At 40.5% G+C, this 19072-nt stretch carries 15 protein-coding genes; 10 read left to right on the top strand and 5 right to left on the bottom strand.

Annotation, left to right across the window (positions count from 1 at the left end):
• Positions 1 to 30 precede the first annotated feature (30 nt).
• From ACOB82_RS08860 to ACOB82_RS08840, 5 genes are all read left to right on the top strand, one after another.
• Positions 31 to 945: an ornithine carbamoyltransferase gene (locus tag ACOB82_RS08860; RefSeq protein ID WP_448212623.1), complete on the top strand. Its 915-nt coding sequence runs from the start codon at positions 31 to 33 to the stop codon at positions 943 to 945.
• Positions 946 to 1172: 227 nt separating this feature from the next.
• A complete protein-coding gene (locus tag ACOB82_RS08855) occupies positions 1173 to 2402 on the top strand; it encodes an argininosuccinate synthase (RefSeq protein WP_448212622.1) in 1230 nt (409 codons plus the stop codon).
• A 27-nt stretch (positions 2403 to 2429) separates the two neighbouring features.
• On the top strand, positions 2430 to 4367 hold the full coding sequence (gene argH / locus ACOB82_RS08850; RefSeq protein WP_448212621.1) for an argininosuccinate lyase: 1938 nt from the start codon (positions 2430 to 2432) through the stop codon (positions 4365 to 4367).
• 8 nt (positions 4368 to 4375) lie between these two features.
• Positions 4376 to 5695, top strand: a complete 1320-nt coding sequence (gene argA / locus ACOB82_RS08845) for an amino-acid N-acetyltransferase (protein WP_448212620.1) — start codon at positions 4376 to 4378, stop codon at positions 5693 to 5695.
• 34 nt (positions 5696 to 5729) lie between these two features.
• Complete coding sequence (locus ACOB82_RS08840) at positions 5730 to 6392, top strand: HAD family hydrolase (RefSeq protein ID WP_448212619.1); 663 nt, start codon at positions 5730 to 5732, stop codon at positions 6390 to 6392.
• Between the two features lie 36 nt (positions 6393 to 6428).
• On the opposite strand, the gene ACOB82_RS08835 is transcribed toward ACOB82_RS08840, so the two are convergent.
• The 5 genes from ACOB82_RS08835 to ACOB82_RS08815 all read right to left on the bottom strand — a co-directional run bounded on the left by ACOB82_RS08835 (position 6429) and on the right by ACOB82_RS08815 (position 14003).
• Positions 6429 to 8183: a sugar phosphorylase gene (locus ACOB82_RS08835; protein WP_448212618.1), complete on the bottom strand. Its 1755-nt coding sequence runs from the start codon at positions 8181 to 8183 to the stop codon at positions 6429 to 6431.
• A gap of 9 nt (positions 8184 to 8192) precedes the next feature.
• Entirely contained in the window at positions 8193 to 9419 is a 1227-nt protein-coding gene (locus ACOB82_RS08830) for a glycosyl transferase (protein ID WP_448212617.1), read from the bottom strand.
• The gene (locus ACOB82_RS08825) at positions 9412 to 10293 is read right to left on the bottom strand and encodes an HAD-IIB family hydrolase (RefSeq protein WP_448212616.1); all 882 of its coding nucleotides are present in this window, start codon (positions 10291 to 10293) and stop codon (positions 9412 to 9414) included. The genes ACOB82_RS08830 and ACOB82_RS08825 overlap by 8 nt, the downstream gene beginning before the upstream one ends.
• A 19-nt stretch (positions 10294 to 10312) precedes the next feature.
• Positions 10313 to 11185 (bottom strand): kinase, encoded by an 873-nt coding sequence (locus ACOB82_RS08820; protein ID WP_448212615.1) that lies wholly within the window; start codon positions 11183 to 11185, stop codon positions 10313 to 10315.
• Positions 11186 to 11399: 214 nt separating this feature from the next.
• Positions 11400 to 14003, bottom strand: a complete 2604-nt coding sequence (locus ACOB82_RS08815; RefSeq protein ID WP_448212614.1) for a penicillin-binding protein 1A — start codon at positions 14001 to 14003, stop codon at positions 11400 to 11402.
• Positions 14004 to 14133: 130 nt separating this feature from the next.
• On the opposite strand from ACOB82_RS08815, the gene ACOB82_RS08810 reads away from it, so the two are divergent.
• From ACOB82_RS08810 to ACOB82_RS08790, 5 genes are read left to right on the top strand one after another with little or no spacing between them, the layout of a single operon-like run.
• Positions 14134 to 15213, top strand: a complete 1080-nt coding sequence (locus ACOB82_RS08810; RefSeq protein ID WP_448212613.1) for a pilus assembly protein PilM — start codon at positions 14134 to 14136, stop codon at positions 15211 to 15213.
• A complete protein-coding gene (locus tag ACOB82_RS08805; protein WP_448212612.1) occupies positions 15201 to 15788 on the top strand; it encodes a PilN domain-containing protein in 588 nt (195 codons plus the stop codon). The genes ACOB82_RS08810 and ACOB82_RS08805 overlap by 13 nt, the downstream gene beginning before the upstream one ends.
• On the top strand, positions 15788 to 16393 hold the full coding sequence (locus ACOB82_RS08800) for a type 4a pilus biogenesis protein PilO (RefSeq protein WP_448212611.1): 606 nt from the start codon (positions 15788 to 15790) through the stop codon (positions 16391 to 16393). The genes ACOB82_RS08805 and ACOB82_RS08800 overlap by 1 nt, the downstream gene beginning before the upstream one ends.
• The gene (locus tag ACOB82_RS08795; RefSeq protein WP_448212610.1) at positions 16390 to 16917 is read left to right on the top strand and encodes a pilus assembly protein PilP; all 528 of its coding nucleotides are present in this window, start codon (positions 16390 to 16392) and stop codon (positions 16915 to 16917) included. Before ACOB82_RS08800 ends, ACOB82_RS08795 begins: the two co-directional genes overlap by 4 nt.
• An 11-nt stretch (positions 16918 to 16928) precedes the next feature.
• A complete protein-coding gene (locus ACOB82_RS08790; RefSeq protein WP_448212609.1) occupies positions 16929 to 18989 on the top strand; it encodes a type IV pilus secretin PilQ in 2061 nt (686 codons plus the stop codon).
• Positions 18990 to 19072: the final 83 nt, after the last annotated feature.

The following is a 19072-nucleotide window of genomic DNA, read 5'->3' as shown; positions in this document are numbered from 1 at the left end:
ATTTTACTATTACTTTTTATGGATTAGCTTATGACTGTTTCACACTTTTTAGCGGATAACCAATTAACGCAGCAGCAGGCGTTGACCTTAATTAATTTAGCCACACAAATTAAACAATCACCAGAAGATTACAAAAACGCGCTTGCTGGCAAAGCCATTGCCATGATTTTCGAAAAGCCATCTTTGCGTACTCATGTCAGCTTTGATATTGGTATTGCTAAATTAGGTGGTCATGCCCTTTATCTTGGTCAACAAAATGGCAAATTAGGTGAGCGTGAACGGGTGAGCGATTATGCTAAAAACCTATCTTGTTATGCTGATGCCATTGTCGCTCGGGTATTTGATCATCAATCAATTCTAGGTTTGGCAGAACACGGTGCTGTACCGGTAGTTAATGCCTTATGTGATTTGTATCACCCTTGTCAGGCACTAGCCGATTTTGTGACTATTTCCGAACACTTTGCTGATTTAACGAAAGTGAAATTGGCTTATGTAGGTGATGGTAACAATGTCTCTAATTCGTTAATGACACTGGCGGCAATTTTAGGGGTCGATTTTACTTTAGTGTGTCCAGAGGGACATGGGCCAAAGGAAGCATTAATTGCTCAAACTCAAGCTTTAGCAACAGCTTCAGGCAGTCAATTACACATTAGTCATGACCTGAGCGATATTGGCCAGCAAGATGTCATCTATACTGATACTTGGATTTCAATGGGCGATAACACCAAAGTTGACGAAATTCTTGAAAAATTCATGCCTTATCAAGTTAATCATCAACTCATGCAAAGCGCTGGTGCGACTAAAGTGATGCATTGTCAGCCAGCCCATTTAGAACATGAAATTACCACAGCACTATTTGATGATGAGTCGTTATCTGTGGTGTTCCAGCAAGCAGAAAATCGGATGTGGGCACAAAGTGCAGTATTGGTGAGTTTACTAAGTTAGTAAAAAATAAGTTAGTAATAAATAGGTTAGCAATAAATCGCTTGGTAATTAATGAACTGGTAACGCTCAGGTAAATCGACAACATCTAAGATAGTCGCTGGCGTTAGAATTTTATCGAACAGCGATAAAATTGTATTGAATTTAAACGGTTAAGCAATTAACAATAGTGAATAAATATCAGCCGGTTAAATAGCGTAATCGGCTACGGAAAAAGTTAGGAAAGCAACATGGCATTAGCAGCGCAAAAACAAATTAAAAAAGTGGTATTGGCTTATTCAGGTGGTTTAGATACTTCGGCTATTATTCCGTGGTTAAAAGAAAATTATGATGGCTGTGAAGTTGTCGCATTTTGTGCCGATGTCGGTCAAGGAGATGAAGAACTTGAAGGCATTAAAGAAAAAGCGATTGCCTCAGGCGCATCAGAATGTCATGTGGTTGATCTTAAAGAAGAGTTTGTTAAAGACTATATTTACCCGATCATCAAAACCGGTGCGGTTTATGAAGGCCAGTACTTATTAGGTACATCAATGGCGCGTCCGGTAATTGCTAAGGCGCATGTTGAAGTGGCGCTGAAAGTGGGAGCCGATGCCGTATGTCATGGCTGTACCGGTAAAGGTAACGATCAGGTGCGTTTCGAGTCATGTTTTGCTGCGCTTGCGCCGCAATTAACCGTAATTGCACCGTGGCGTGAATGGGACATGGTTTCACGTGAAGACTTATTAGATTATTTAGCTGAACGTAATATTCCTTGTTCTGCATCATTAACCAAAATTTATAGCCGTGACGCTAATGCTTGGCATATTTCTCATGAAGGTGGTGAGTTAGAAGATCCGTGGTGTGAGCCTTCAAAAGAAGTATGGACGATGACAGTTGAGCCAATGGATGCTCCAGATACGCCAGAAACGGTCATGTTAAGCTTTGAGCAAGGTGAATTAGTTGCGGTTGATGGTCAGAAATTATCTGCATATCAATCTTTAGTTTATTTGAATAACAAAGCCGCTGCACATGGTGTTGGCCGTATTGATATTGTTGAAAACCGTTTAGTGGGTATGAAATCTCGTGGCTGTTATGAAACCCCAGGCGGTACGGTATTAATGGCGGCCTACAAAGGTTTAGAAACATTAATTTTAGATAAAGAGTCACTGAAGTTTAGAGAATCAGTGGGCTTAGAGTTTTCTCATGTAATTTACGATGGTCGTTGGTTTACGCCGCTGGCGAAAGCGCAATTGGCGGCAGCAGCTTCATTTGCTGAAAAAGTGACTGGCGATATCGTAGTGAAATTATATAAAGGCACGGCAACAGTTACTCAACGTCGCTCGCCAAATAGCTTATATTCAGAAGCATTTGCCACGTTTGGCGCTGATGAAGTTTATGACCAAAAACATGCAGAAGGCTTTATTCGTTTATTCAGTTTATCAAGCCGTATTACCGCGCTTAATGAACAGAGTAAAAAGTAACGAATCACTAAGGTAGGAGCAAACACCATGGCATTATGGGGTGGCCGGTTTAAAGAAAAAGCCAGCGTGCAATTTAAAAAATTTAACGATTCGTTGCCAGTTGATTACCGAATGGCAGTGCAAGATATTGTTGGTTCCATTGCTTGGGCTGGCGCGCTGAATCAAGTCGGTGTCTTATCAGATGATGAAGTGGCGCGATTAGAAGCAGCGTTATTAGAACTTAAAGCGTCGGTTGAAGAAGATCCGAAGCAAATTTTATTTTCCGACGCCGAAGATATTCACAGCTGGGTAGAAATTCAACTGATTGAAAAAACAGGTGATCTTGGTAAGAAATTACATACTGGTCGCAGTCGTAATGACCAAGTGGCGACTGACTTAAAACTTTGGTGTAAAGAAACTGGTGGTGAATTACTATTTGCCTTGGTGAATTTACAGCAAGCGTTGATGAATCTTGCTGAACGTGAAAGTAATACCGTTTTACCGGGCTATACCCATTTACAACGAGCGCAACCAGTCACGTTCGGTCATTGGTGTTTAGCTTATGTTGAAATGTTCAATCGTGATATTGGTCGGTTAAAAGATGCGTTATACCGTCTAGATGTTTCGCCGTTAGGCTCAGGCGCGTTAGCGGGTACAGCTTACCCGATAGACCGTGACTTATTAGCGCAAAACTTAGGTTTTCGCAGTGCCACCATTAATAGCTTAGATGCGGTTTCTGATCGTGATCATGTAATCGAGCTACTCTCAACAGCCAGTATCAGCATGATGCATTTATCACGCTTCGCTGAAGATTTAATTTTTTACAATTCAGGTGAAGCGGGTTTTGTTGAAATGAGCGACTTAGTGAGCTCAGGTTCATCATTGATGCCGCAAAAGAAAAACCCTGATGCATGTGAATTAATTCGTGGTAAAGCAGGTCGGGTATTTGGCTCACTCACGGGTATGTTAACGACCATGAAAGCGCTAGCGCTAGCATATAACAAAGATATGCAAGAGGACAAAGAAGGCCTGTTTGATGCGTTAGATACTTGGCAGGAATGTATGGAAATGGCGACGTTAGTGGTAGATGGCTTAAAAGTTAATTCTGCACGCACGCTTGCCGCTGCCCAGCAAGGTTATGCTAATGCTACTGAGCTTGCAGATTATTTGGTGAGTAAAGACATTCCATTTCGTGAAGCACACCATATTGTGGGTGAAGTGGTATTGGCTGCCATTGAAAAAGGCTGCCCATTAGAAGATTTAACCTTGACTCAGCTGCAAGCGTTCAGCCACAAAATTGGCCAAGATGTTTATCAACATTTATCAATAGAGTCGACGCTTGATAAGCGTGAAGCGCTAGGTGGCACTTCTCGTGCGCAGGTGCAAAAAGCGCTAGCCAATATTCAGCAAGATAATCGCAATATCTTAAATGAGCAAGTTGTTGGTGCGCCGGGTAAACATCAGGTGACATTGGCACTTAAGCAAGTTCAGCAGCGCCTTAACGCCCAGCGTGCCGCGGCAATGTCGGTGCGTCGTGCTCGAATGTCTGATGTTGATAAAATAAATCAACTTGTTGATTACTGGTCAGGTAAAGGCGAAATTTTACATCGCAGTCGTGACAATATCATTCATGATATTCAAAACTTTGTGGTGTCAGAAATTGATGGTGAAGTGGTAGGTTGCGCGTCACTTTATATTTATGAACCGAACCTTGCTGAAATTCGTTCGATAGTTGTTGATAGTGACCATCATGGCAAAGGGCAGGGCCAAGCACTTACTCAGTACTTGCTTGAATTTGCTCATAAAATGGAGCTAGAAACTATTATAGTGCTAACTTACATTCCAAATTATTTTGCCGAGTTAGGCTTTGAGCAAATTGATAAATCGAGCTTAGCGGATTACATCATTGAAGACAGTGAACCAAGTGTCCATAAAAATCCAGATGATGAAGTCGCGATGGCATATCAGGTCAGTCGTAGTAAGTAGGTAGCTCAGTGAAAAACGATAAAGACTACGTTAAGTGGTTTAGAAACGCTGCGCCTTATATCAATGCTCATCGCGGAAAAACCGTGGTCTTGATGTTTGGTGGTGAAGCGGTATTACACCCAAATTTCGCCAATATCATCCATGATATCGCGTTATTAAGAAGTTTGGGTGTTAAGTTGGTTATCGTTCATGGTGCGCGTCCACAAATTGCTGAGCGCGCCAGTTTGCTTGGCGTTGAGCAGCAGTTTGAACAGCACCTGCGTATTACCGATAAACAAACCTTGATGGCAGTTAAAGATGCTACCGGTTCTTTACGTGTACATATTGAAGCGCTGTTAACTACGGGCCTGTCAAATTCGCCAATGCATGGCTCGCATATTCGAGTGAGCACTGGAAATTTTGTTATCGCTCGACCAATTGGCGTTAAAGACGGCGTTGATTACCAGCATACCGGTTTAGTGCGCCGAATAGATAAAGTGGGCATTAATACGCAACTTGATTTTGGCTCCATTGTCTTGCTGTCTCCTGTTGGTTATTCCACGACCGGAGAGGTGTTTAACTTAGCGTTAGAAGATGTTGCTACTCAAACGGCTATTGCCTTACAAGCGGATAAGCTCATTACTTTTACCGAAGATGAAGGGCTGCTGGATCAAGATGGCAGCTTAATTCGCAGCTGCAGTGTCCATAAAGTCAAAGAGCTACTTGATGATTATGGCAATGAAGAGTCTGATCATGTTCGTCAGTTGCTGCTGCGTGCGATTATTCAAAGTGGAGAAAATGGTGTTGAGCGTTGCCATTGCGTGTCGTATAAAAGTGAAACTGCATTGTTGCAAGAGCTGTTTACCCGAGAAGGTGCTGGCACTTTAATCGCTAAAGATTATAAAGAACATATTGCTACGGCTTCAATTGATGATGTCGGTGGCATCTTAGAATTAATTCAGCCACTTGAAGAAGAAGGGGTGTTGGTGCGCCGCTCTCGTAAGTTGCTGGAAACGGAAATTGATCGCTTTATCGTGTTGAAAAAAGAAGATGCAATTATCGCTTGTGCCGCACTTTATCCTTACCCGGAAGCAAAAGTAGGTGAGTTGGCCTGTGTCGTTATTCACCCTGATTACCGTAAAGGTAACCGTGGTGAGCGATTAATTGCCGCAGTTGAATCTTTTGCTAAGCGCCAGAAACTAGAGCAATTATTTGTCCTAACCACTGTTAGTGCCCATTGGTTTAGGGAACAAGGCTTTGTTGAAACTACTGTTGATGCCTTACCAGACCAGAAAAAAGCACTTTATAACTTCCAACGTAAATCATTGGTATTAGTTAAACCAATTTAGCGAGCAGGATAAGCCAAAAGGAAATAAGGTGAATGTGAATATAGTAGCAGCATTGATTGATTGTGATGGCACCATAGTTGATTCTGAAACTCACCATTGGCGTGCGTGGCAAGCAATACTTGAACCTTGGAATATTGAGATCAGTTTTCAGCAATTTGCGGATAACTGGGTGGGTAAGCCAGAATCTGCACTCGCTGAACATATACTCACCAATTACACGCTTAATATTAGTCATGCCGAATTGGTGCAAAGCAAAAGTGAATATTTCGCTCAGTTATGTTTAACCGAACCTATGCCCTTACTGTTTGGTATTGTTGATACCTTGGAAGTATTTAAACAGCAAGGCATTAAAATGGCAGTAGTTTCTGGTGGCAAACGCGCCAATGTATTCGACGCCATTGAAGGCAATCATTTGCAGGGGTATTTTGATGCCATTATTACTGGTGACGATGTTAGCCGTAATAAACCTGACCCCGAAGGTTACTTAAAAGCCTGTCAGCTTTTGGGTGTGCAACCTGAGCAAGTAATTGCTTTAGAAGACTCTAAAAATGGTATTGCTGCTGCCAAAGCTGCAGGCTTATATTGCTATGCCATTCATCATGATTTTATTGCTAAAGAGCTACTCAATGCAGCAGATGAAATTCATACAAAACATGACGATATATTATCGGCAATTCAACTACGCGCTAACTGGTAGCACGTAGTTGAAGAATAGAATTACTGAGCCATATGATTACTGAACCGTATAATTACTGATCCATACGGTTTGGTATGGCTGTAAAAATATCGGTAAAGTTAAATCAGCAATTTCTTCACCTGAAATTAAATCTAACCAACGCTCAGTAAGCACTAAATTAAGTTCACTGATGGGTAACTCCATAACCTCATCGGTAACGTTTGTGATACAGAAAATGCTTTGTTTGCGATCTTGGCTTTGGCGCCAAAACCCAAATAAATTTAATCCTAAATGCAGAGTAAATTGAGTAGCATTGGGGTGAAGTGCTTTTTGCTTGATGCGAAGGTCAATCAGCGCCATCATTTTATTCAGCACTTTAGCATGTTGATTATCGCTATCTTCGAGTTGCTCAACTAATGATTGATAATCCCAGCGATGACGATTAATTGCACGGTTATGATGGGTATTTTTCAGCTTTTCATAGTCATTGCGTGTACCGAGCAAGCTATGAATATAAATGCCAGGAATACCTTCTAAGCCGAGCATAATGGTGTGGGCACAAATAAAGCGTTGCATGCCATATTTATCAGGGCCATGTACCGTTCCTTGAAGTGCGTCAAACAAAGCGATATTCATTTCATAAGCTTTTTGTTCACCCGTTTCACTGGTGCGCCATGAAATTGCGCCACCAAACTGCTTCATGGTGTTAATCAGCGTGCCAATTTCTTGATCTGTCATTAAACCTTCTACAGGTCTTAAGCCTATGCCGTCATGCGAAGCAATAAAATTAAAGTAAGTGGTGCCATTTTGTGCTGGCGGCATGCTCATTAACCAGCGCTTAAGGTATAAACAATTACCTGTGATCAGGGTGTTAATTAGCAGCGGTGGCAGAGAAAAGTTGTAGATACAGTGGGCTTCGTTAGCGTTACCAAAATAAGTGAGGTTTTGAGTGTTGGGAATGTTAGTTTCAGTAATGATCACTGCGTCATTCTGAGCGTGTTCAATTAACGTTCGTAACAAACGCACTACTTCATGAGTTTGTGGTAAATTAATGCTTGGGCTGCCGATGATTTTCCACAAAAAAGCGACGGCATCTAAGCGAAAAATCCTGACGCCATTGTCTAAGTATTGGCGAATAATTTTAACAAACTGGCTGAGGACTTCAGGGTTTCGAAAGTCGAAATCTACTTGGTCATGACTAAAAGTGCACCAAACATGTTGCTCACCTGTAGCGGTTTCCGTTGGTCGCAATAATGGCGAGGTTCTTGGCCTAACAACTTGTGACAAATCATCTTCTGGCTCAGCGGTGAAAAAATAATCGTGTCCTTGACCTTCTCCGTTAATAAAATTTTCAAACCACATACTGCGGCTAGAGCAATGGTTGATCACGAGATCTGCCATTAGTCGCTTTTTGCCAGCAATTGCTTGAATGTCTTGCCAATCACCTAAACCTTCATTCACTGATGAATAGTCAATGACCGAAAAGCCGTCGTCCGAGCTATAGGGGAAGAACGGTAGAATATGTACACTATTGATATGATTTTTCAGATAAGTTTCAACAAAGTGCTGCAAAGTCACTAGTGGCTTTTCGCCTGCTTGCATCAGACTGTCACCATAAGTGATCATGATAATATCGCGCTCTGACCAATGGTTACTGTATGGTTCAGGTGGTGTGCAATTATCATCAATGCGCATTTCGTTGATCAATCGCAGCGCTAATTCTTTTGTCGAGATGCTAAGGTCAACATCCTGATAAATCATGGTCAGTTGTTGTTCTACTTTTAGCGTTAATGCATCAAATTGCTCGGTCATGATTGTTGGCTATCCTTTTGAAAATTCTTCATTATCCAATTCAACAGCTTCTTTAAGTTCTTCTAAAATATGAGGTTCTGCGCTAATTACTCGGCTCCAAGTTGGAATAAACGGTGTTTCCATCGGGTTGTCTAAAAACGTTTGTCCAGCAATCATGATGTTCATGGCAAACATTTCTACGGCTTTTTCTTCAATATGAATGTCTAGATTAAGGCCATTCATTAATGCGTCATGACGATAGGTTTCAACATAATCGAGCGCAATACGAAAATAAGTCGCCTTAATTGATCGGAAAGTTTCGGTAGTAAAGGTTTTACCTTGTGTTGCCAATTTTCTAAAAAACGCTTTGGTAATATCCACCGACATTTTGGATAGGCCAGCTTCGGTATTGTCTAACGATAAGTCTTGATGCTTGTGATCATAAACCTGAGCAATATCTACTTGGCAAATACGATTGGTGGCATAGTTACGATGCATTTCACTTAATACGCCAATTTCTAAGCCCCAGTCACTTGGAATGCGTAAATCGTTTAATACATCGCGGCGGAATGAGAATTCGCCAGCTAATGGATAACGAAAAGAGTCCATGTAGTCGAGATATTCATTCGGACCAACCACGCGTTTTAATGCACGAATAAGTGGGGTAACAAGCAAGCGGGAAACACGACCATTAATTTTGCCGTCGGCAACGCGTGCATAAAAGCCTTTACTAAATTCATATTGAAATTGTGGGTGAGCAACAGGGTATAGCAGGCGAGCTAATAAGTCTTTTTCGTAAGTTAAAATATCACAGTCATGTAGGGCGATTGATTCAGCCTTATTTGATGCTAGGATATACCCCATGCAGTACCAAACATTTCGACCTTTGCCCATCTCGGTTGGTGCTAGGCCAAGTTTTTGAAGTTTAGCGTCTATTGCTTTGAGTCTTGTGCCATCATTCCATAACACACGATGGTGTTGAGGCAATTTACCAAAAAATTCGAGGGCATAGCGATATTGCGCTTCATCAGCGCGATCTAACCCTATGACGACTTCAGTTAAATAGGGCACTTCGGCAATTTTGTCGATAATTTTTGCCAGCGCTGGGCCTTCTAGTTCTGAGAATAACGATGGTAATAACAAACCTAACGGGCGCTTTTTATTGAAGGCAACCAATTCATTTTCTAAGTCTTGATAAGTTCGCTGGCCTAAATTGTGTAAAGTGGTAACGCTGCCATTTTGATAAAAATCAGCCATATGAGAACTCTCCTAATGTGTGATGAGTTGATGATGGAATACCATGATTGGGGGCTAGCCCTAGAATGAAAGTTAATGCTTCAGCCCAGCCAACGGGGCCAAAGCCTTGTGTTTGATAGATAAAATTAACAACTTCTTGATTAATTTGAGGGAATGCGTGCGTAGGGGATTTTATTTGTACGGCAATATCAGCTGCCTCCAGCATCGCAATATCATTACCACTGTCACCTAAGGCGATAGTGGTGACATTTGGTTGTTTAAATTGATGCTGATATTCACCCGCTAACCAGTTCATTGCTTGACCTTTATCACATGCATCGCAAATATGAATAAAGCGGCCGCCTTCCAGCACGTTTGCACCTAACGACTTTGCTTGATTGATAAAAGCACCTTTTTGTGAATGATTACCTTGCCAAAGTACAGGTTCGCCAAACTGTCGCTGATTGGCGAGCTTCGCTGCTGGCAAAGAAAGCCCTGTGATGTTAGCTATCGCTTGATCTGTCATATCACTAAAACAGGTAAAGTCTTTGCTAAAATCAGCTTTAAGTTGCTGGACTAAATCAATATAAACAGCACGTGGTTGGCTGAAAACTTTAAGCCAATAATCTTGGCGCTCAATTGTGTCTTGAGGTTGTGTTGCTATCGAGGATTTTGGTAGATAAACCGCGGCCCCATTTTCAACAATAAAAGGACTAATAATATCCAATTGTTGATAAAGTTTGGTGACTTCTTGCTCAGTTTTACTGGTATTAGCAATAATTGGAATGTTAAGAAATTTCAGTGCAGCTAATGTCGGAAGCGCTGCTTTAACACTGTAGTCATAGTGGTCAAGTAAAGTACCATCAAGGTCGGTAAAGACTAGGGGAAATTGCATGACATTTCTCCATTTTATATTAAAGTCGGCCAACAGCAGATTGCACTTTACGCTGCTGATCTAAGTAAAATACTAGATCGCAATCTTTCTCTAGCGTTGCTAAAGCATGTTCAGTTAAGCGCTGAAAATAAGCGATAAACTCGGTAACTTGCGCTTCAGTCATTATCTGGTTACTTGCACTTAAATCCGAATTTTCGGCAAGCCGTTGTTCTTGTTGCCAGCGCCATTGATGAACACAGGAAAAGCTTGGTGCTTTGAGCATAAGCCATTTATCGATAATCGAATATAATGGCTGGTAGGCACAGGCAAGTTGCTGATTAACATATTGACGCCACTTCCCCCCTGTATCTTGCAATTTTTCTAATTCATTAATTGGCTTATCAAGTGCCTTAATATTTTGCGGCTTGACGCCCCAGCACCAGCCTTCCATAAGTACAACATCTACTTTTGCTGGTGAGCTTTGCCATTGGCAGCTTGGCACAGGGTTATCTTGCGCTTTATCGAAACTCGGAATGGCTACAGTTTGATTTTGTTCTAAACAGGCTAATGTGTAGCCAAGAAGTTCAGTATTGTGGGTACCGGGAACTCCGCGGGTAGCCAGTAAAGGGTGAATGGTTTCAGCTAACTCAGCACGTTTTTCTCTAGAATAATAAAAGTCATCCAGTGATAAGTTGACCACTGATAAGCCATGTTCTTCGTTAAGCTGGTGACAGAGAAACGCTGCAAGTGTTGACTTACCTGAGCCTTGGCAGCCATTAATACCAATAAAAACAGGTGTGGTTTTGTTGGTGGTGAGTTTTGTGATTTGTGAAACTACAGGCACAAACCATTGACGAGCAGTGCTAGCAAAGGACGAAGGTAATTTCGTTTCGATAATAAACTGACTAAGCATCCACTACCTCAATTGAATTATTGATGAAGAAGTAGACAAACAAGGTTTATGCCAAAAGCTAGATGAATTAAAATTAAATAAATTAAAACAGTTACTTAACTTTAATTTGAAAAATAAACTAAGATGATGAACTTTAAATTTTGCATCATATTGGTGCAGCACTATTTCAGTGCTGCACTGTTATTTAAAGTAAGTCATTCAAGTGAGCCGAATTTTAAAAAATCTCGATATTGCTCTCACTTTCACCATCTAAAATAACACTACTTTCATCATTTTTAATGTATTCAGTTGGTGCTGTGCCAACTTTAAAATATTCAAAGATACTGCTTTTGTCAGTTTTAGAGGTTAGTTTGCCTGTGGCTTTATCAATGCGCACAGAGACTATGCCCTCAGGTGGAATAAATGGTTCAACAGGCAAGTTATCAAGCGCCGTTTTCATAAAACTGATCCAAGCAGGTTGGGCAGATTTAGCACCGAATTCTTTGCCTGTGATCTGATTTTTACCAAGGTTGCTGTTGTAAACAGTTTGGCCTAGGTTTCGAGTATGATCGTCAAAGCCTATCCAAGAAGTGGCGACTATTTTGCGGCTATAGCCTGAGAACCAAGCATCTTTGGCTTCATTGGTTGTGCCAGTTTTTCCTGCGATATCTCTACGTTTTAAGGTTCTTCCTCTAAAGCCTGTGCCTTGCCAACCTGGCGTGACTGACCAATCTGCTCCCCAGATAACACTATTAAGAGCTTCGGTAATTAAAAAGGCATTTTGTTTACTGATCGCACGCTGGGCAGTTTGAATTGCAGGCTGATTTAAATCACTATCTTCATTGTTAATTGCATTCAACGTTTCAGTGTTTTCAATATTGAATTCAGCGTCAGTATCATTAACAAAGTCAGTAATTTCATTTGCAGGTTCTGTTGTTATTAGTTCAGAGCACGGTAAATCGCATGCTAGTTTGGGATTGGCTTGGTATAAGACTTTGCCAAAAGAGTCCTCTATACGATCGATAAAATATGGCTCTACTAAATAGCCGCCATTTGCAAATGTGGCAAAGCCTGTCACTAGTTCTAAAGGCGTTAGTGACGCTGAGCCTAGTGCTATAGATTCATTTTCTGGCAAGTCGTTTGGCGCAAAGCCAAATGCTGTTAGGTGGTCAATAATATTGCCAAGCCCCACTGCGCGTAGCAAACGCACGGCAATCACATTTTTTGATTGTGCTAATGCTAATCTAACTCGAATAGGACCATCATAAGTTGGCGGTGAATTTTTTGGTCGCCAGACAATACCGGTGCTTTGATCCCATTGGTTAATTGGCGCATCGTTAACTAAGGTCGCTAAGGTATGGTCGTGTTCTAATGCTGCAGAATAGACAAAAGGTTTGATATTAGAGCCTACTTGCCTTTTGGCTTGAGTCACTCGATTAAACTGACTTTGTTTAAAACTAAAACCGCCAACAACCGCTTGAAGTGCGCCGTTACCTGGAGACATAGCAACTAATGCGCTACTCGCTTGTGGTAGCTGACTTAAATGATATTCATTAGCTTGCTTTATCACATAAATCACATCACCAATATGAAGTATGTCAGCTGCTGTTTGTGGAGCCGCCCCTTGTTTTTCATCACTGATAAATTCTCTAGCCCAAGACATGCCGTGCCATGGAATGTCAACAGATTCACCGTTGGCTAATACCGCTATTGCACTTTGCTCTAATACACCAATAACAACAGCTGGTTGCAACTGCTGGTAGTTCTGAACATCTGCCAATGCTTGTTGAACTTCAACTTCTGTTAAAGGTTTTACATCTTGAGTTAAAGCGATATTTTCATTAATGCCCTTGCTATCTATAGTTGGGCGTAATTGCTTGATTGGGCCGCGATAACCATGACGGCGATCATATGCCATTAAATTTTCAACTACAGATTGTTGTGCGGCTTTTTGCAGTTCAGAGCTAACGGTTAAATAAACTTTGTAGCCACCCGTATAAGCTTCCTCCGCACCATAGCGGCTAATCATCGCTTGATGTGCCATTTCGGCTATATAGGGGGCATTTAGCTCAATTTCCGCTCCATGTTTTTTACCTGTAATTGGTGCGTTCAATGCTTCTTGGTATTCGCTTTCGTTGATGTAATCACTTACTAACATACGTTGTAGCACAACGGCACGTCGTGCTTTTGCTCGCTCTGGAGAGCGAATAGGGTTTAGTGTAGATGGCGCTTTAGGTAAGCCAGCTAACACGGCAATTTGAGGGAGTGTAAGTTCTTTTACATCCTTTCCGTAATAAACTTGAGCGGCGGCACCAAAACCAAAAGCTCTATGCCCAAGCTCAATTTTATTCATGTAAAGTTCAAGAATTTCGTCTTTAGATAATAAGCTTTCAATGTGAAATGATAGGAATACTTCACGGATTTTTCGAGTGTATGTCACTTCTCGAGTTAAAAAGAAATTACGGGCAACCTGCATAGTTATAGTGCTGGCACCACCTTTATTTTGCCCAATTAGTTTATAAAAAACTGCACGTCCGACACCAATCGGGTCTACCCCAAAATGGTTATAAAATCGATCATCTTCGGTCGCTAAAATGGCATTAATTAGTTGCTGTGGGAACTCGTTGAGGCTCAACGGAATACGTTTTTTTTCACCAAATTGCGAAATAAGTTTGCCATCTTTGCTATAAATTTGCATAGGTGTTTGCCACTTCATGTCTTTAAGGGACTGAACACTTGGCAAATCTTTTCGCATGGTGAGATAAAGAATTGCTAAAGAAATAATACCTAATAGGATTAGTGCTACAGCAATTTTCACTAATTTTTTAATAGAAAACACAGAAAAAAGCTCTATTTATCGAAAAATTTTGTATGATAAGACTAGTATATCGTGTAAAACCATGTAATAAATGTATTTATGCGTATATTATATCTAAAATAATTAGAACTATAAGATTTAGTAGGAAGTTATGCTAAGCAAGTTATGGAAACAAAAAGCCTCCATGATGGTGGGAATCGATATAGGTTCTCATGCAGTCAAGGCTGTATTGCTCAGTCAGGGAGATAATGGCTACATCCTAGAAAGTTTTGCGATAGAGCCTATGCCTCGTGGCGCAATTATTGACCGCGAAATTCAAGATATTGAAGCGGTGGGAAAAGTTGTTGCCAAAATCCGTAAAAAAATTGCTTCCTCCGTAAAGCAAGCCGCCGTCGCTGTTTCCGGTCAAACGGTTATCACCAAAGTTATTTATATGGATGTTGCTTTAAGCGATGATGAACTTGCTGGGCAAATTGAAGTTGAAGCCGATAGCTTAATTCCTTACCCACTAGATGAAGTGAGTTTAGACTTTGAAAAACTTGCTGTAAATGAATCTGATCCTAGTAAAATTAATGTCTTACTTAGTGCTGCGCGTACTGAATCTGTTGAAGCTCGAGTAGCAACACTAGATGCTGGTGGCTTTGGTACTAAAGTGGTTGATGTAGAGTCTTATGCGGTTAGTAGAACGCTAGATTTATGTATGTCACAGTTACCTGAAGATGCCGCTGAAAAAATGGTCGCTATTGTTGATATTGGCGCTACCATGACTTTATTTTCAGCATCTAATCATGGTGAGCATGTTTACAGTCGAGATCAACTATTTGGCGGTGAGCAGTATACACGTTCAATTGTTTCATATTACAACCAATCGTTTGAAGAGGCGGAGAACTCTAAAGTAAATAATAAACTGCCGCCGAATTATCGCTTTGAGGTGCTTGCACCATTCCATACTATCCTAGTTCAGCAAATCCGCAGAGCTATTCAAATGTTTTTAACATCAAGCGGCTATGAAAAAGTGGATTACTTAGTAATTTCAGGTGGTACAGGGTTAGTAGAAGGTATTCAAGAGTTATTAACCGAGGAGCTCGGTATTTATACCGTTATTGCCAATCCATTTGAAAATATTGAAGTTGCTAGTGGCGTAGACCACACTGAGTTGAAGCAAGTTGCTCCACAATTAATGGTGGCATCAGGATTAGCGTTAAGGAGTTTTACGCCGTGGCATATATAAACCTGTTGCCTTGGCGCGAGGAAGCGCAAAAGGCCAGAAAAAAAGAATTTATTGGTATCTTGACCTTCGTAGCTTTGTTTGCGTTTTTGGTTGTGTTTGCTATCAGTGTGCTTTATCAAGCAAAAATTGATGGCCAACAAGCTCGAAATCAATTTTTAAAGAATGAAATTCAAATTCTAGATATCCGTATTGCAGAAATAAAAACATTGGAAGAAAAGAAAGCGGCACTGCAAAAACGTATGAATGTTATTGAGCAACTTCAACGTAGTCGAAATGTAGGTACGCAAGTGTTAGATGAAATAGCTAAGGTTATACCTACAGGCATATATCTGACGAAATTAGAAAAATTAGGCAATATTATTCACCTTGAAGGTAAGAGTGAATCAAATAACCATTTAGCCAACATGATCCGCGCTATTGAATTGTCAGATTTGTTTGTCGATGCAACGCCTGAGTCAATTACTACTGATGAAGAAGCGACTAAATTGCTCAGTGATTTTAAAATGCGCGTTAAAATCCAAGGGTTGGTAGGTAATTTAGATGGTGCAAATGAAGCATCAAAGGGAGGTAAATAATGGATATAGATCTTAATAAATTTACCGAACAATTTGATAACCTTGAACTCGATAATATTGGTGAGTGGCCAATAGCAGCCAAAGTAGTACTGGCCATCTTCACTGCAATTGTGATTGCTGGATTAACTTATGTTGGGTTAGTAAGTGATAAGTTAACTATGCTCGATAGAGTACGTGCTGAAGAAGTTACACTGAAACAAGAGTACCAAGCTAAATATCATGTTGCTGCTAATTTAGAACTATTTCAACAGCAAATGGCCGAAGCCGAGTCTATGTTTGCTAATCAACTTAGAAGTTTACCTGAAAGCCACGAAACGCCAGGTTTACTTGATGACATAACATTTATTGGCACCACAAGTGGTTTAGACTTTGTTAAGCTTAATTGGCAACCCGAAATCACTAAAGAAATTTATATTGAATTGCCGATCGATATTGAAGTTATTGGTGCTTATCACGAATTTGGTAACTTTGTTAGTAAGATTGCTGGACTGCCAAGAATCGTAACGCTTCATGATTTTACGATTAATATTACTCAACTGAAAAATGAAATGCTTGACCTGAAACTTCAAGCAAAAACTTATCGTTATCAGGAGGCTGGCCAATGATCAGAATAGCAGTATTGTTTTCTGTGGTGTTATTGTCTGGCTGTTTTGATGATACGAGTGATATACAAGCGCATATTGAAAAGGTTCAAGCAAATACAAAAAGCTATATAGAACCAATGCCGGAAGTGCCTGAATTTAATCATTACAAATATTCAGCCGCAGACTTGCGTAGCCCTTTTGTAGTGCCTCGTCCAGAAGCTATACAAGAAAAGCTACAGCAAATGTCGGGTTGTTTAAGTCCAGACCCAAGACGCAGAAAGCAACCATTAGAAAAATTTGCGATGGGCGACTTAGTGATGCGAGGCACCTTAGGTGAAGGTGGAGTAACTTGGGCATTGATAGAAGCGTCAGATAATACATTACACAGGGTATCAATTGGTAATTACGTTGGCTTATATAACGGTAGAATTACTGAAGTGGGTAATAATAGCGTGAAAGTAATTGAATTAACTCCAGATGGCGCGGGCTGTTGGGTTGAGCGAGAAACCGAAATTGATATGGTTGAATTGGATAGTCAAAGGTAAAGGAAGTAGTGATGCTATTTAATAATATAATGAGAAATAAAATTTTTACCTTCAGAAAACAGGTGAAAGTTATCATTGCTATGTGTTTTTACTTTGTTTATTCGACGGCAGCACATGCTTCGGATTTGATGGGTATTGCATATAACACGATACATAATGATCAAATAGAGTTGGTGTTTTCTTTTTCAGATGAAATCACTGGTCAACCTGCGGTGAAAACCACGGTAGATCCTGCTGTCATTGAAATAAATTTTGGTCCAGTTGCCTATAACGATGCCAATGTTGAAACACTAGTTCAGCATGCCGGTGTTGAATCTGTAATGCTATCTAAAGTTAATGGCGACATGATTGCCGCAATTAATCTAGAAAAATTAACAGTGTTTGATGTTGCAATTGAGGCGGATAAGTACGCCATTACATTAACTTATGGTAAGGCCGCTGAAATCGTTGAGCAAGTTGCCCCAGCAGGTGAAGCATTTATTAACAGCATTGACTCTATTGATTTTAGACGAGGTGAATTAGCAGCGGAAGGTCAGGTTATTATTAACTTAGGCGACAGTGTAGTTGCTGCAGACGTAAGTGATCAATTAGGTAAAGTAGTTGTTGAATTTTACAATACGCAAATAATTGATGACTTACTTTATAAGCTAGATGTTACTGATTTCTCAACGGTGGTTACTGGTATTGAAACATTTAGAGAAGGTCGTAATGCCAAGTTAGTGATTGATGTAGATGGTAATTTCACCTTTGAGCACGATCAACAAGGCAATGTCTTTTTGATTAATGTTCGTAAAGAAGAGAAAAAAGCAGGCTACTTAGGTGCTGCTGAAGATTTCAGTGGCCGTACAATATCATTAAACTTCCAAGACATTTCTATCCGTACCGTACTGCAAATTATTGCGGACTATAATGAATTTAATTTAATCACTAGTGACACAGTTACAGGTAACATTACCTTGCGTTTAGATGGTGTACCTTGGGATCAAGCGCTAGATATTATTCTGAAAGTAAAAGGCTTAGATAAGCGCATGCAGGGTAATATTTTAATGGTTGCCCCTAGTGATGAGTTAGCTGCACGTGAAGCAAAAAACCTTCAAGCACAACAACAAGTAGAAGAGTTAGCGCCGCTATATTCTGAGTATATTCAAATTAATTATGCTAAAGCCTCTGAGCTTGCTGCATTAATAAAGAATGACGATACCAGCATTTTATCTGCTAGAGGTTCAGTATCGGTAGATGAGCGTACTAATACCCTGCTCGTGCGTGATACATCAAAAAGCATTGAAGATATCAAACGCATGATTGATATCTTGGATATTCCAGTGCGTCAGGTAGTCATTGAAGCACGTATGGTGACAGTTAAAGATAATATCAATGAAGAGTTAGGTCTTCGTTGGGGGGTTACTGATACTGATGGCGAATATGCTACAGCTGGTCGCTTAGAGGGTGCTGATTCTGCTGCTGGCGGTGTAATTCCATCATTAAGTGATAGATTGAATGTTAACTTACCGGTAGCAAACCCTGCTGGTAGCATTGCCTTCCAAATTGCTCGATTAGCTGATGGTACCATTTTAGATTTAGAATTAAGCGCCTTAGAACAAGAAAATAAAGGTGAAATTATTGCTAGCCCGCGTATTACGACGGCTAACCAAAAAGAAGCCTTTATTGAACAAGGTGTTGAAATTCCATACCAAGAAGCTGCGTCAAGTGGTGCTACGGCAACTCAGTTTAAAAAAGCGGTATTAAGCTTAACTGTTACGCCTCATATTACGCCTGATAACAAAATTATTTTGGATTTAAGCGTAACGCAAGATACGGTTTCTGATATCACCAGTGGTCAAGCACCGGCCATTGACACCCAACGTATTGGCACCCAAGTGCTAGTTAGTAATGGTGAGACTATTGTTTTAGGTGGTATTTACCAGCAATCTATCATTAGTGCGGTTTCTAAAGTGCCAGTTTTAGGTGATATTCCGTATTTTGGTTGGATGTTTAGAAATACAAACAACTTTAATGAAAAGAAAGAGTTATTAATATTCGTCACACCTCGAATCGTAACCGAGCATTTCTAAACTCATTTAATTAACAAGTAAGTGGCGTAAATTTTGGTCACTTACTTGCATTCTACTCAAAACAATTGCGATAATTACGCCCT

The sequence above is a fragment of the Colwellia sp. MEBiC06753 genome, assembly GCF_053470325.1.
Note: the sequence above shows the minus strand (reverse complement) of the source record. Positions and strands in the feature narration are given on the sequence as shown.

Bases quoted from the DNA above. Each gene is read 5' to 3' on its own strand.
- ACOB82_RS08860 (WP_448212623.1), top strand. From the start codon at position 31: ATGACTGTTTCACACTTTTTAGCGGATAACCAATTAACGCAGCAGCAG.
- ACOB82_RS08855 (WP_448212622.1), top strand. From the start codon at position 1,173: ATGGCATTAGCAGCGCAAAAACAAATTAAAAAAGTGGTATTGGCTTAT.
- argH (WP_448212621.1), top strand. From the start codon at position 2,430: ATGGCATTATGGGGTGGCCGGTTTAAAGAAAAAGCCAGCGTGCAATTT.
- ACOB82_RS08835 (WP_448212618.1), bottom strand. From the start codon at position 8,183: ATGACCGAGCAATTTGATGCATTAACGCTAAAAGTAGAACAACAACTG.
- ACOB82_RS08830 (WP_448212617.1), bottom strand. From the start codon at position 9,419: ATGGCTGATTTTTATCAAAATGGCAGCGTTACCACTTTACACAATTTA.
- ACOB82_RS08825 (WP_448212616.1), bottom strand. From the start codon at position 10,293: ATGCAATTTCCCCTAGTCTTTACCGACCTTGATGGTACTTTACTTGAC.
- ACOB82_RS08820 (WP_448212615.1), bottom strand. From the start codon at position 11,185: ATGCTTAGTCAGTTTATTATCGAAACGAAATTACCTTCGTCCTTTGCT.
- ACOB82_RS08810 (WP_448212613.1), top strand. From the start codon at position 14,134: ATGCTAAGCAAGTTATGGAAACAAAAAGCCTCCATGATGGTGGGAATC.
- ACOB82_RS08800 (WP_448212611.1), top strand. From the start codon at position 15,788: ATGGATATAGATCTTAATAAATTTACCGAACAATTTGATAACCTTGAA.
- ACOB82_RS08795 (WP_448212610.1), top strand. From the start codon at position 16,390: ATGATCAGAATAGCAGTATTGTTTTCTGTGGTGTTATTGTCTGGCTGT.
- ACOB82_RS08790 (WP_448212609.1), top strand. From the start codon at position 16,929: ATGCTATTTAATAATATAATGAGAAATAAAATTTTTACCTTCAGAAAA.